Below are 12,468 nucleotides of genomic sequence, written 5' to 3'. Positions count from 1 at the left end.
ATTTGCTGAGCTATAGCGTTTTTGTGACCCGCACCATCTGCGGGGGTGGCTACCGGTTTGCGTGCTGACGCGACATAGAGACGACCGGAACTGGTCTGGCCAAAGCACAGGTCCAGGCCGCACAGGTTGATGATTTCTTAAGCGCCACGAAACTACCAAGGGCTTCATGTATACGCTGTATCACCATCCGTTCTGTCCGCATTCGCGCTTCATTCGGCTCGTGCTCGGCGAGTATGGGCTCGATTTGCGCCTTGTGGAGGAACGGGTGTGGGAACGGCGCGAGGCGTTCCTGGCGCTCAATCCGGCGGCCACCACACCGGTGCTGATCGCCGAGGGCTTTCCGCCGATCCCGGGTGCGCCTGTGATCGCCGAATATGTTGACGAGGCGCATGGCCTCGATGCCGGCGATCGGCGGCTGTTGCCGACATCGACGGCCGAGCGCGTCGAGGTGCGTCGGCTGATGGCGTGGTTCAACGAAAAGTTCTTCGAGGAAGCCTCGAACCCGCTGGTGACCGAGCGGATCTACAAGCGCTTCATGAGCGAGGACAATGGCGGCGGCCCGCCGGCGCCCGACATCATGCGCGCCGCCAAGGTCAATGTGCGCTATCATCTAAGCTATATCGGCTGGCTGGCGAAGACGCGGAACTATCTCGCCGGCGACCGCCTGACCTACGCGGATCTCGCCGCCGCGGCGCATCTCTCGGCGATCGACTATCTAGGCGACGTGCCATGGAGCGAGGACGACGCGGCAAAGTCGTGGTACGCGCGGGTGAAGTCCCGCCCGTCGTTCCGCCCGCTGCTCAGCGAATGGCTGGCGGGGGTGCCGGCGTCGCGCACCTATGTGGACCTCGACTTCTGAACCCGGCGGTCAGGCTCTCCCCTTCCGATCTCAAGGCAGCGCTTCAGCGCGAGGCGCATGCGCTCGGCTTCGACGCCGTCGGCTTCACCGCGCCTGACGCGACCAGCGAGGCCGGAAAATATTTCCTCGAATTCCTCGGCTCCGGCGGCCATGGCGACATGGACTGGCTCGCGGCCAATCCGGAGCGGCGCGCCGATCCGCGCGCGCTGTGGGGCGGCGTGCGCTCGATCATCATGCTCGGCGTCAATTACGGGCCCCACGACGACCCGCTCGACATCCTCGCGCGCCGGTCGCGTGGCGCGATCTCGGTCTATGCGCAGGGCGACGACTATCACGACGTGATCAAGAGGCGGCTGAAGGTCCTGGCGCGCTGGCTCGCCACGATCACCGGCGATGAGGTGAAGGTGTTCGTCGACACCGCAGCAGTGATGGAGAAGCCGCTCGCCCAGGCCGCCGGCATCGGCTGGCAGGGCAAGCACACCAACCTCGTGTCGCGCGAATTCGGCTCGTGGCTGTTTCTCGGCGCGATCTATTCCGCCACCGAGCTGCCGCGCGATGATGCCGAGGCCGATCATTGCGGCAGCTGCCGCGCCTGCCAGGACATCTGTCCGACCGCGGCGTTTCCCGCGCCCTACAAGCTCGATGCGCGGCGCTGCATCTCGTATCTGACGATCGAGAACAAGGGTCCGATCCCGCACGAATTCCGCAAGAATATCGGCAACCGCATCTATGGCTGCGACGATTGCCTCGCGGTGTGTCCGTGGAACAAGTTCGCGCAAGCGGGGCGCGAGCAGAAGCTTGCCGCGCGCGATGCGTTGCGGGCGCCCGCGCTCGCCGATCTCGCGCGGCTCGATGATGCCGCATTCCGCGCGCTGTTCACAAAGTCGCCGGTCAAGCGCATCGGCCGCGACCGCTTCATCCGCAATGTGCTGATCGCGATCGGCAACTCCGGTGACGCAAGCCTTGTCGGCGAAGCGCGGCGTTTGCTCGACGACGCGAGCCCGCTGGTACGCGGCGCCGCGGTGTGGGCGCTGTCGCAGCTGATCACGCGCGATGCGTTCGCGGCGCTGGCGTCGCGCGCCGGCGGCGAGCCTGACGTCACCGTGCAGCAGGAGTGGCGCGCGGCCACCGCCTCTTGATTTCATCGCGCCATTCCCGTCATGGTCGTACGCCATGACAAACCAGCCCTTCTTCACCAGGCACGGCGACGGCTTCATGCCGACATCCGTTGCGAACGGACCGTGGAGTCCGGAATCCCTGCACGGCCGCGTCGTGATCGGCCTGCTCGCCTTCGTCATCGAGGAACGCCACGGCTCCGACGAGTTCGTCCCGGCGCGGCTGACAATCGACATGTTCCGGCTGCCCAACATCACGACGCCGATCGAGGTGACGACAAGGCTCGTGCGCGACGGCATGCGCATCAAGATGATCGAGGCCGAGTTTGTCTCCGGTGGCACCAGCATGGCGCGCGCCTCCTGCCAATTGTTGCGCAGGACGGAAAATGCGCCCGGCAATGTGTGGTCGCCGCCGAACTGGCAGGTGCCGGCGCCATCGGACATTCCGAAGCCGACCGATCCGAGGCTCGGCATGAACGGCAAATGGGAGACGCGGCCGATCGTCGGCCATATGGGCTCGCTCGGCGAGCGCCGGCTCTGGATGAGCGAGGTGCGCGAGCTCGTCGCGGGCGTGAAGATGACGCCGTTCGTCCATGTCGCGACCGGCGCGGATTTCGCCAGCCCCTTCGCCAATGCCGGCGACCAGGGGCTCGGCTACATCAACAGCGACGTCACGATCTATCTGCATCGCTTGCCGGTGACCAACTGGATCGGCTTCGAGGTCGTCAACCATCACGCCACCGACGGCATCGCGATCGGCGAATGCTGGCTCTATGACGAGAAGGGTCCGATCGGCACCTCCACGGTGGCGGCGCTCGCCCAGCGCAAGCCGATGACCAATCCGCCACCGCCATGATTGTCATTCCCCGGTGCGCAATTGCGCACCTGAGGGCGATGCGCAGCATCGAACCCGGAATCCATCGGGCCGTAAAGACCAACGGAGAAATGGATTCCGGGTTCGCGCTTCGCGCGCCCCGGAATGACGACGGGGGGATTGAGGCTTAGACTAAGCCAGATGCCGCTGCATCTCCGGCCGCGCTTTCAGCTCCGCGCCCTGCTTGCCGACGATCTTGGCGATCCGCTCCGGCGCGAAGTTCAAATCGACGAAGGCCGGCGCGGTGTTGGCGACCTCGTGGTACTCCGTGATCTTGCCGTCGCGCAGCCGCATGATCGCGACGCCCTCGAACATCGCACGCGCGCCCTTGGCTTCCGGCAAGGTCGAGCGGTAGCTGAACGTGTAGCGCGCGTAGAGCGTCGTGCCATCGCTCACGGGATCATGCATCACCCAGCGGAAATCGGTCGCGGTCCGGTAGAACCAGTCGTCGATCATCTCGGCGATTTTGCCGTGGCCCTTGAAGGCACCGTAAAACACGTCGTGATAGACGCCGTCCTCGGTGAAGAGATTTGCAAAGGCCTTGCCGTTGCGCTGTTCGACCGCGTCGCAGAACGCGCGCAGCATTGTCGTGGTGTCCATTGGTATTCTCTCCCGGCTCCTCGCTTCTTCTTCCCTCTCCCCTTGTGGGAGAGGGTGGATCGAATGAGCGAGAGCTCATTCGAGACGGGTGAGGGGTCTGTGTCCGCGGAGAGAACCCCTCATCCGGCGCGGACATCGTCCGCGCCACTTTCTCCCACAAGGGGAGAAGGAAAAAAGCTTAGCCGATCTCCGCCACCGCGGCGATGATGCGGGCGATGTCCTGCGGACGCGACAAGCGATGGTCGCCGTCCTGGATCATGGTGAGCACGACGTCCTCGGCCGGCAGGCGGTGCACCAGCGCGAAGGCGTGCTTCCACGGCACGTCGGGATCCTGCGCGCCCTGCAGGATGCGCACCGGGCAGCCGACGTCGATCTTGCTTCCGAGCAGCAAATGATTGCGGCCCTCTTCGATCAGGTTGCGGGTGATCGGATAGGGCGTGCCGTCGCCATATTCGGACGGACGCAGCCACATACCCTTGGCCTCGATCTCGGCGCGGACCTCCGGCGAGAAGGCCTTCCACATCAGTTCCTCGGTGAAGTCGGGCGCCGGCGCGATCAGCACGAGGCCGGCGAGCTGTGCTTTCGCGTTCCCGCGCCGCATGATCTCGCGCGCAAGCAGCAGCGCCATCCAGCCGCCCATCGAGGACCCGATCACGACCTGCGGCCCACTGCAGAACTGCGAGAACACGGCCACGCTCTCCTCGAGCCAGCGGCCGATGGTGCCGTCGGCGAAATCGCCGCCGGATTCGCCGTGGCCGGAATAGTCGAACCTGACGCAGCCGCGGCCGTGCTCGGCCGCCCACGCATCGAGCGCGAGCGCCTTGGTGCCGGCCATGTCGGACTTGAAGCCGCCGAGCCAGAACAGCCCGGGATTGCTGCCGGCACGGGCCCGCACCGCGATCCGGCGCGCCTCGCTGCCCTCGCCGACCTCGATGAAGGCAGGTTCCTGTTCCGATGCGGCGGTTTGGCTCATGGTTCGGTCACTCGCGTGTCAGACATCTGCTTTTCAATTGTCGCGCGGCACCGGTCAACGGCTGCGACCCCCGCCTTGCGGAGCAGACGCGCCCGCTATATGTGCCGGGCGTGGCCAAAATGCCTCGCAATTGGCGGTTTTGCCGCTTAAAGAAGCGAGTTCGCTTGCCCGTTGCAGCATCTTGCTTCAAAATATCGGCCTTCCCTTTCACAACTTTGGAGAGTTACCCATTCGCCGTCCCAATAGAGCCCCGCCCACAGTCGCCAAAGAAGGGCCGCGCACCAATGACGAGATTCGCAACGCACAGATCCAGCTGATCGATGCGGAGGGTGTCAATCAGGGCACCGTCGAAACCATGGTGGCCATCAAGATGGCCATGGAAGCCGGCATGGATCTCGTCGAGATTTCGCCGAATACCAGCCCTCCCGTCTGCAAGATCATGGACTACGGGAAGTACAAGTATTCCGCGCAGAAGAAGGCTGCCGAAGCTCGCAAGAAGCAGAAGGTCGTCGAGATCAAGGAGATCAAGCTCCGCCCGATGATCGACGATCACGACTATGACGTGAAGATGCGCGCGATGCAGCGCTTCTTCGAGGAAGGCGACAAGGTCAAGATCACCTTGCGCTACCGCGGTCGTGAGATGGCGCACCAGGAGATCGGCACCAAGCTGCTGGACAAGGTGAAGGCCGACGTCGCCGAATTCGCCAAGGTCGAGCAGGACGCGAAGTTCGAGGGCCGCCAGGTCGTGATGGTGCTGGCGCCGCGCTAGTTCGAATTTGTCGCTTTGTTGAAATGAAATGGCCCGTCAGGCGATCTGGCGGGCTGTTTCGTTTCCGTAGCCCGGATGGAGCGCAGCGCAATCCGGGGGCCGGTCCGTCCGCGGCGCGACCTGCCCCGGATTGCGCTGCGCTCCATCCGGGCTACCGGGTTCCAGCCCCGATTCCCCGCCTGAAACGTTGCAAAACCGCCGATCCTCTGTCATAAGCCGGGCCTTCGCCGCCCGGCTGATCAAGGGCTGCCGTGGCGACGTCTGGTGCAGGTTCTTTCAATTCGGAAAAAACCTTAGCACTTTCAACGCTCTAACGAGCATTTTAGCCGGCCGGACGCCTCTCGGGGCGATTTTCGTGCTGTGCGACAGGAGAGCCAAATGCCCAAGTTGAAGACCAAGTCGGGCGCTAAAAAGCGCTTCAAGGTGACCGCCACTGGCAAAGTCATGCACGCCCAGCGCGGCAAGCGCCACGGCATGATCAAGCGGACGAAGAAGCAGATCCGTCAGCTCCGCGGCACCCGCGTGCTGTTCAAGACCGACGGCGACAACGTCAAGAAGTACTTCTTGCCGAACGCCTGATCGCACCGATCGCTTGAACCCTCGCCGCGACTGCGCGGCGCCCCGTCACCTCTTCCAGATCAAGGATTTCCGTCATGTCTCGCGTCAAACGCGGTGTGACCGCTCACGCCAAGCACAAGAAAGTCTACAAGGCCGCCAAGGGCTATTACGGCCGCCGCAAGAACACCATCCGCGTCGCCAAGCAGGCCGTCGAAAAGGCCGGCCAGTACGCCTTCCGCGACCGCAAGCGCAAGAAGCGCACCTTCCGCGCGCTCTGGATCCAGCGCATCAACGCCGCGGTCCGTCCGTTCGGCATGACCTACAGCGTGTTTATCAACGGCCTCTCCAAGTCGGGCGTCGTCGTCGACCGCAAGGTGCTGTCGGATCTCGCGATCCACGAGCCGGTTGCGTTCCAGGCGATCGCCGAGAAGGCCAAGGCCGCGCTGGCCGCCTGATCCTGGCGGGCGGCCCTAACGCGATTTGGGGCCCGCCTTCAGCGCCTTCTGCGAATAGCGCTGGGCGACGATCGCCCGGCAGAACGCCGTGAACGAGCGGTACATGGTGCCGCTTTCGTGGTCGTATTTGTGGTCGCAGCGCTTGAGCTGGCCGGCATAGGCCTTCTTCTGCGACGCTCCGAGGCCGGACAGGAAGTCCCCCTCGCACCTCTTCTCGACCACGGCGCCGAACTGGACGTCTCCGCTGGCGCCGTATTCGCACGCCTCGAAGATCTTCATCGCGCGGTTGCAGCTCGGCGCCTTCTGAAGCTCCGCGATGATGTCGTCCATCTGGGTCGATTTGGCGGGACATTCCTCGGTCGCGGCATGCGCCGTGGTGAGCATCAACAGCACCGCCGGCACGGCCAGGCAAGATCGCAGCAACATCGCGTGGGCCTCCTTGAACTCCCCTTGGGTAGCCCGGCCTCCGCGCGGGGTTCAATGCTGCCGGCCATCGGCCCGAAATGACCGGCTTTTTGCTTGACGTTACCGCCTTCGGGCGGCGACAACCCAGCCGAATTTTGGCGCATGGTACCGGTTCGGGCAGCGGTTCTTCCCACCGGATCATGCTCCGCTCAAGCGCAGGAATTGACCGTGTCCGACCTCGCAACGCTCGAACAATCCATCCTCGACCAGATCGCCTCAGCCGCTGACGAGGCCGCCCTCGAGGCGGTCCGCGTCTCGGCGCTCGGCAAGAAGGGCTCGATCTCGGCCTTGCTCGCCACCCTCGGCAAGATGTCGCCGGACGAGCGCAAGACCGAAGGCGCCAAGATCAACCTCGCCAAGGATGCGGTGACGCAGGCGCTCGCGGCCAGGCGCGACGTGCTGAAAGCGGCCGCGCTCGATGCGCGCCTCGCCGCCGAGACCATCGACGTCACGCTGCCGCTGCGCGAGGCGCCGGCGGAGACCGGCCGCATCCATCCGCTGAGCCAGGTCTGGGACGAGCTCACCACGATCTTCGCCGACATGGGCTTTGCGGTCGCCGAAGGTCCCGACATCGAAACCGACGACTACAACTTCACCAAGCTGAACTTCCCCGAAGGCCATCCGGCGCGCGAGATGCACGACACCTTCTTCTTCAACCCGAAGGAGGACGGCTCGCGCATGCTGCTGCGGACCCACACTTCGCCGGTGCAGGTGCGCACCATGCTGACCCAGCAGCCGCCGATCCGCGTGATCTGCCCGGGCCGCACCTATCGCATCGATTCGGATGCGACGCACACACCGCAATTCCACCAGGTCGAGGGCCTGGTGATCGACAAGGGCTCGCATCTCGGCCACCTCAAATGGATCCTGCACGAGTTCTGCAAGGCGTTCTTCGAGGTCGACCACATCAACATGCGGTTCCGGCCGTCGTTCTTCCCGTTCACCGAGCCGTCGCTCGAGGTCGACATCCAGTGCCGCCGCGACAAGGGCGAGATCCGCTTCGGCGAGGGCGAGGACTGGCTGGAGATTCTCGGCTGCGGCATGGTGCACCCCAACGTGCTGCGCGCCTGCGGCCTCGATCCCGACGTCTACCAGGGTTTTGCCTGGGGCATGGGCATCGACCGCATCGCGATGCTGAAATACGGCATCGCCGACCTGCGCCAATTGTTCGACAGCGACGTGCGCTGGCTCAGCCACTACGGCTTCAAGCCGCTCGACATCCCGTCGATCGCGGGGGGCTTGAGTTCGTGAATCTTGCCTTCGGTCCCATCGTGAAGAAAGCCGCCACCCTAACCCTCCCCCGCAAGCGGGAGAGGGGACTGGAGAAGTCATCGTCATGAAGTTCACCCTCTCCTGGCTGAAGGAACATCTCGAGACCGACGAGCCGCTCGACAAGCTCGCTGACAAGCTCACCATGATCGGGCTCGAGGTCGAGAACATCGAGGACAAGGCGAAGGCGCTGGCGCCGTTCACCATCGCGCGTGTGATCTCGGCCGAGCAGCATCCGAATGCCGACCGGCTGCGTGTCTGCATGGTCGACACCGGCGACGGCGGCGCGCCGGTGCAGGTGGTCTGCGGCGCGCCGAATGCGCGTGCCGGGCTGATCAGCGTGTTCTCGCCGCCCGGCACCTACATCCCCGGCAAGAACATCACCCTCGGCGTCGGCACTATCAGAGGCGTCGAGAGCCGCGGCATGCTGTGCTCGGCGGCGGAATTGCAGATCTCCGAGGATCACGACGGCATCATGGAGCTGCCGGCGGACGCGCCGCTCGGCAAGGGCTATGCCGACTGGGCCGGGCTCGGCGATCCCACCATCGAGATCAATTTGACGCCGAACCGGCAGGACTGCACCGGCGTGCACGGCATCGCGCGCGATCTGTCCGCCGCCGACATGGGCAAGTTCAAAGACCCCGGCATCAGGCCGATCAAGGGCGAATTCCCCTGCCCGGTCGAGGTGAAGGTGGAAGACGCCACGCTGTGTCCGGGCTTCGCGCTGCGGCTGGTGCGCGGCGTGAAGAACGGCCCGTCGCCGGAATGGCTGCAGAAGCGGCTGACCTCGATCGGGCTGCGCCCGATCAACGCGCTGGTCGACATCACCAACTTCATGACCTACGACCGCGCCCGCCCGCTGCACGTGTTCGACGCCAGGAAGGTGCAGGGCAACCTCACCGTCCGCCGCGCCAAGGACGGCGAGACGCTGCTCGCGCTCGACGGCCGCACCTATACGCTCGACAGCAACATCTGCGTGATCGCCGACGAGCACGGCGTCGAATCGCTCGCCGGCATCATGGGCGGCGAAGCCTCGGGCTGCGACGACAACACCACCGACGTGCTGATCGAATCGGCGCTCTGGAACGAGATCAACATCGCGCAGACCGGCCGCAAGCTCGGCATCAATTCGGACGCGCGCTATCGCTTCGAGCGCGGCGTCGATCCGGCCTTCATGGTGCCCGGGCTCGAGCTCGCGACCAAACTGGTGCTGGCGCTGTGCGGCGGCACGCCGTCCGAGAACGTCGTGGTCGGCAAGCAGTTCGGCGAGGATCGCGTCATCGACTTCCCGCTCAGTGAAGTGAAGCGCCTCGCCGGCATCGAGGTGCCGCTGGTCGAGGTGAAGCTGATCCTCACCCGGCTCGGCTTCATGCTGGCCGGCAACGGCCCCGTGGTGAAGATCGCGATCCCGTCCTGGCGCACCGACGTGCACGGCAAGGCCGACATCGTCGAGGAGATCGTGCGCATCGTCGGCGTCGACAAGGTGCCGATGACGCCGTTCGAGCGCGGCGAGGAGCCGCGCAAGCCGGTGCTGACGCCGATGCAGCTGCGCACCCGCCGTGCCAAGCGCGCGCTCGGCGTGCGCGGCATGGTGGAAGCCGTGACCTGGTCGTTCATCACCAATGACGCGGCAAAACTGTTCGGCGGCGGCCAGAGCGAGCTCGTGCTCGCCAACCCGATCGCGGCCGATCTCTCCGACATGCGGCCGAGCCTGCTGCCGGGCCTCGTTGCGGCGGTTCAGGCCAACATCAACCGCGGCTATCCCGATGTGGCGCTGTTCGAGGTCGGCCAGGTGTTCCGCGGCGACCGCCCGGAGGACCAGCTCGTGGCCGCCTCCGGCGTGCGCCATGGCTTCGCCTCGGCGAAGGGGATCGGGCGGCACTGGACCGGCTCGGCTGTGGCGGATGCGATGGATGCCAAGGCCGACGCCTTCGCCGTGCTGGCGGCCGCCGGCGCGCCGATGCAGGCGCTGCAGATCGTCCCCGGCGGTCCGGCCTGGCTGCATCCGGGACGCTCCGGCACCATCCAGATCGGCCCGCAGAACGTGCTCGGCACTTTCGGCGAGCTGCATCCGCGTGCGGCCGAGGCGCTCGGCGCCGACGGCCCGATAATCGTGTTCGAGGTGATCCTCGAGCGCATCCCGCAAGGCAAGCAGCGGGCGACGCGCGCCAAGCCGGTGCTGGAGCTCTCGGCATTCCAGCCGGTGTCGCGCGACTTCGCCTTCATCGTCGATCGCAGCGTCAAGGCGGGCGACATCGTCCGCGCGGCGCAGAATGTCGACAAGAAGCTGATCACCGATGTGACCGTGTTCGACGTCTACGAAGGCAAGGGCATCGACCCCGACAAGAAGTCGATCGCGATCGCGGTAACGATCCAGCCGCGCGAGAAGACCATGACTGACCAGGAGATCGACGCCGTCGCGGCCAAGGTCGTCGCCGAGGTGACCAAGAAGACCGGCGGCACGTTGCGGGGGTGATGTGAACCACAGGCGGTCTATTGCACCGTCACCCTGAGGAGGCCGCGTAGCGGCCGTCTCGAAGGGTCGACGGCCCCGCCTGTGGCCGTGCATCCTTCGAGGCTCGCTCTGCTCGCACCTCCAGCGACAAAGGCGAAGCCTTTGCGCGGGGATGACGGGTCTGAGTAGGGGCGCTTTGAGTTGCCAGCCAGCTAGTCGAATCTCGTTATCCTTTCATGACCTCCTTCAGCCTGATCCCCTCCGACATCTCGACCAGCATCGCGCTCGCGATCTGCGCGATCGCGTTCGTGTCGGGCACGGCGCGCGGCTTCTCGGGCTTCGGCTCCGCGCTGATCTTCATGCCGCTCGCGAGCAGCGTCGCGGCGCCGCGGCTGGTGGCGGCGCTACTGCTCGTCATCGACTTCATCGCCGCCACGCCGCTGCTGCCGAATGCGTGGACCCATGCCGACCGCAAGGCGACCGCGGTCATGGTCGCCGGTGCGCTGGTCGGCGTTCCCATCGGCACCTATTTCCTGACCGTGCTCGAGCCTGTCACGACGCGCTGGATCATCTCCTGCTTCGTCGCGGCGCTGCTCGCACTGCTGCTGTCGGGCTGGCGCTACCACGGCAAGGAGCACGTCGCCCTCTCCGTCGGCGTCGGCGGCCTCTCCGGCTTCTGCAGCGGCCTCGCGCAGACCGGCGGCCCGCCGATTGTCGCCTACTGGCTGGGCCGCCCGATCTCGTCAGTGATCTCGCGCGCCAATATCGTGCTGTTCTTCGGTGCCTCGGACTTCTTCTCGCTGGTCAGCTACTGGTTCACCGGCTTGATCACGATCGAATCGGTCAAGTTCTCGCTGATCGTCGGCCCGATCTACGGCATCGGCGTCTGGTTCGGCGCCGCGCTGTTCGGCAAGGCGAGCGAAAAAGTGTTTCGCGCGATCTGCTACGCGCTGATCGCGGCTGCCGTCATCGTCGGCCTGCCGGCGCTTGATGGCATCCTGCGCGGCGGCTAGGGTCGCAGCATTCAAACGAGACCAGGGAGACACCGATGATCGATCGCCGCAACGCATTGAAACTGGCGCTCGGCAGCGCCGCCGTGCTCGCGGCACCGGGCGTGCGCGCGCAAACCGACAAGGCGCGGACCCGCATCGTGTTCCTCGGCACCAAGGGCGGGCCGCGCGTCGGCAACGGCGCTTCGAACCCCGCCAATCTCGTCGTCGTCAACGATACCCCGTTCGTGATCGATTGCGGCATGGGCGTCAGCCGCCAGCTCGTGCGCGCGGGCGTGCCGATCCCGCAGGTCAAGTACATCTTCATCAGCCATCATCATTCCGATCACAATCTGGAATACGGCAATCTGTTCTACAACGCCTGGGCGGCCGGCCTCTCGACGCCGATCCATTCGTTCGGCCCCAAGGGCATCGAGGCGATGACCAAAGAATATTGGGAGCTGAACAAGTTCGACGTCGAGACCCGGATCGAGGACGAAGGCCGCCCGGACCCGCGCAAGCTGCTGATCGCGAAAGACATCAGCGACGATGGCGTGGTGCTGAAGACATCGGATGTCACCGTGACCGCGTTCCGCACGCCGCACCCGCCGATCACGGATAACTTCGCCTACAAGTTCGAGACCCCGGACGGCACCATCGTGTTCTCCAGCGACACGGCCTACAACCCGAAGCTCGCCGAATTTGCCAAGGGCGTCGACGTGCTGGTGCACGAATGTCTCTACGTCCCCGCGGTCGATCGCCTGGTTGCCACGACCAAGAACGGCGCCACACTGAAGAAGCATCTGCTCGACAGCCACACCTCGACCGAGGACGTCGGCCGCATCGCAGCCGCCGCCGGCGTGAAGACGCTGGTGCTCAGTCACTTCGTCCCCGGCGACGATCGGCAGGTCACCGACGATGACTGGACGCGGGACGTGAAGAAGAACTATTCCGGCCGCATCGTGGTGGCCAAGGATCTGATGGAGCTGAAGCTGCCGGTGTGATCGGACAAATCATGTCGCGAGAATGCGGATTCATGACCACCTGCTGCGCAACATCCTCGGTGTCGTCCCTGCGAACTCAGGGA

Annotated in this window: 13 protein-coding genes; 10 read left to right on the top strand and 3 right to left on the bottom strand. The window is 65.2% G+C overall.

Annotated features, from left to right (window positions below; all coding sequences use genetic code 11):
* The first annotated feature begins 166 nt into the window (after nucleotides 1-166).
* Genes ACVIHF_RS35405 through ACVIHF_RS35395 form a run of 3 tightly spaced genes read left to right on the top strand, consistent with a single transcriptional unit; the run spans nucleotide 167 to nucleotide 2,830 of the window.
* Nucleotides 167-859 (top strand): glutathione S-transferase family protein, encoded by a 693-nt coding sequence (locus ACVIHF_RS35405; RefSeq protein ID WP_016839974.1) that lies wholly within the window; start codon nucleotides 167-169, stop codon nucleotides 857-859.
* Nucleotides 808-1,998 (top strand): tRNA epoxyqueuosine(34) reductase QueG, encoded by a 1,191-nt coding sequence (gene queG / locus ACVIHF_RS35400; RefSeq protein ID WP_456793338.1) that lies wholly within the window; start codon nucleotides 808-810, stop codon nucleotides 1,996-1,998. Before ACVIHF_RS35405 ends, queG begins: the two co-directional genes overlap by 52 nt.
* A gap of 34 nt (nucleotides 1,999-2,032) precedes the next feature.
* Nucleotides 2,033-2,830 (top strand): acyl-CoA thioesterase domain-containing protein, encoded by a 798-nt coding sequence (locus ACVIHF_RS35395; RefSeq protein ID WP_253605775.1) that lies wholly within the window; start codon nucleotides 2,033-2,035, stop codon nucleotides 2,828-2,830.
* A 150-nt stretch (nucleotides 2,831-2,980) separates the two neighbouring features.
* On the opposite strand, the gene ACVIHF_RS35390 is transcribed toward ACVIHF_RS35395, so the two are convergent.
* Complete coding sequence (locus tag ACVIHF_RS35390; RefSeq protein WP_253605773.1) at nucleotides 2,981-3,448, bottom strand: nuclear transport factor 2 family protein; 468 nt, start codon at nucleotides 3,446-3,448, stop codon at nucleotides 2,981-2,983.
* Between the two features lie 178 nt (nucleotides 3,449-3,626).
* Complete coding sequence (locus ACVIHF_RS35385; protein ID WP_253605772.1) at nucleotides 3,627-4,421, bottom strand: alpha/beta hydrolase; 795 nt, start codon at nucleotides 4,419-4,421, stop codon at nucleotides 3,627-3,629.
* Nucleotides 4,422-4,650: 229 nt separating this feature from the next.
* On the opposite strand from ACVIHF_RS35385, the gene infC reads away from it, so the two are divergent.
* The 3 genes from infC to rplT all read left to right on the top strand — a co-directional run bounded on the left by infC (nucleotide 4,651) and on the right by rplT (nucleotide 6,203).
* Entirely contained in the window at nucleotides 4,651-5,190 is a 540-nt protein-coding gene (gene infC, locus ACVIHF_RS35380) for a translation initiation factor IF-3 (RefSeq protein ID WP_026192043.1), read from the top strand.
* A 378-nt stretch (nucleotides 5,191-5,568) separates the two neighbouring features.
* Nucleotides 5,569-5,769 carry a 50S ribosomal protein L35 gene (gene rpmI / locus ACVIHF_RS35375; protein WP_008539890.1) on the top strand — a complete coding sequence of 67 codons (201 nt, stop codon included), beginning with the start codon at nucleotides 5,569-5,571 and terminating at the stop codon, nucleotides 5,767-5,769.
* Nucleotides 5,770-5,843: 74 nt separating this feature from the next.
* On the top strand, nucleotides 5,844-6,203 hold the full coding sequence (rplT, locus tag ACVIHF_RS35370) for a 50S ribosomal protein L20 (protein WP_018269297.1): 360 nt from the start codon (nucleotides 5,844-5,846) through the stop codon (nucleotides 6,201-6,203).
* A gap of 15 nt (nucleotides 6,204-6,218) precedes the next feature.
* Here the strand turns inward: rplT and ACVIHF_RS35365 are convergent, their stop codons facing one another.
* The gene (locus ACVIHF_RS35365) at nucleotides 6,219-6,629 is read right to left on the bottom strand and encodes a hypothetical protein (RefSeq protein ID WP_057020377.1); all 411 of its coding nucleotides are present in this window, start codon (nucleotides 6,627-6,629) and stop codon (nucleotides 6,219-6,221) included.
* A 207-nt stretch (nucleotides 6,630-6,836) separates the two neighbouring features.
* On the opposite strand from ACVIHF_RS35365, the gene pheS reads away from it, so the two are divergent.
* The 4 genes from pheS (at nucleotide 6,837) to ACVIHF_RS35345 (ending at nucleotide 12,385) form a co-directional block, all read left to right on the top strand.
* Nucleotides 6,837-7,919, top strand: coding sequence for a phenylalanine--tRNA ligase subunit alpha (gene pheS, locus ACVIHF_RS35360; protein ID WP_225161500.1), 1,083 nt, complete (start codon nucleotides 6,837-6,839; stop codon nucleotides 7,917-7,919).
* A gap of 85 nt (nucleotides 7,920-8,004) precedes the next feature.
* Nucleotides 8,005-10,413, top strand: coding sequence for a phenylalanine--tRNA ligase subunit beta (pheT, locus tag ACVIHF_RS35355; RefSeq protein ID WP_456793337.1), 2,409 nt, complete (start codon nucleotides 8,005-8,007; stop codon nucleotides 10,411-10,413).
* Nucleotides 10,414-10,628: 215 nt separating this feature from the next.
* Entirely contained in the window at nucleotides 10,629-11,405 is a 777-nt protein-coding gene (locus ACVIHF_RS35350; protein WP_050383477.1) for a sulfite exporter TauE/SafE family protein, read from the top strand.
* 35 nt (nucleotides 11,406-11,440) lie between these two features.
* Nucleotides 11,441-12,385 (top strand): MBL fold metallo-hydrolase, encoded by a 945-nt coding sequence (locus ACVIHF_RS35345; protein ID WP_253605766.1) that lies wholly within the window; start codon nucleotides 11,441-11,443, stop codon nucleotides 12,383-12,385.
* The last annotated feature ends 83 nt before the right edge of the window (nucleotides 12,386-12,468 follow it).

It is taken from the genome of Bradyrhizobium sp. USDA 4506, assembly GCF_054058795.1.
The sequence above is the reverse complement of the archived record's forward strand: the minus strand, read 5'-3'. Positions and strand labels throughout refer to the sequence as shown.

Bases quoted from the DNA above. Each gene is read 5' to 3' on its own strand.
- ACVIHF_RS35405 (WP_016839974.1), top strand. From the start codon at position 167: ATGTATACGCTGTATCACCATCCGTTCTGTCCGCATTCGCGCTTCATT.
- ACVIHF_RS35385 (WP_253605772.1), bottom strand. From the start codon at position 4,421: ATGAGCCAAACCGCCGCATCGGAACAGGAACCTGCCTTCATCGAGGTC.
- ACVIHF_RS35390 (WP_253605773.1), bottom strand. From the start codon at position 3,448: ATGGACACCACGACAATGCTGCGCGCGTTCTGCGACGCGGTCGAACAG.
- ACVIHF_RS35395 (WP_253605775.1), top strand. From the start codon at position 2,033: ATGACAAACCAGCCCTTCTTCACCAGGCACGGCGACGGCTTCATGCCG.
- queG (WP_456793338.1), top strand. From the start codon at position 808: ATGGCTGGCGGGGGTGCCGGCGTCGCGCACCTATGTGGACCTCGACTT.
- ACVIHF_RS35365 (WP_057020377.1), bottom strand. From the start codon at position 6,629: ATGTTGCTGCGATCTTGCCTGGCCGTGCCGGCGGTGCTGTTGATGCTC.
- rpmI (WP_008539890.1), top strand. From the start codon at position 5,569: ATGCCCAAGTTGAAGACCAAGTCGGGCGCTAAAAAGCGCTTCAAGGTG.
- pheT (WP_456793337.1), top strand. From the start codon at position 8,005: ATGAAGTTCACCCTCTCCTGGCTGAAGGAACATCTCGAGACCGACGAG.
- ACVIHF_RS35345 (WP_253605766.1), top strand. From the start codon at position 11,441: ATGATCGATCGCCGCAACGCATTGAAACTGGCGCTCGGCAGCGCCGCC.
- rplT (WP_018269297.1), top strand. From the start codon at position 5,844: ATGTCTCGCGTCAAACGCGGTGTGACCGCTCACGCCAAGCACAAGAAA.
- ACVIHF_RS35350 (WP_050383477.1), top strand. From the start codon at position 10,629: ATGACCTCCTTCAGCCTGATCCCCTCCGACATCTCGACCAGCATCGCG.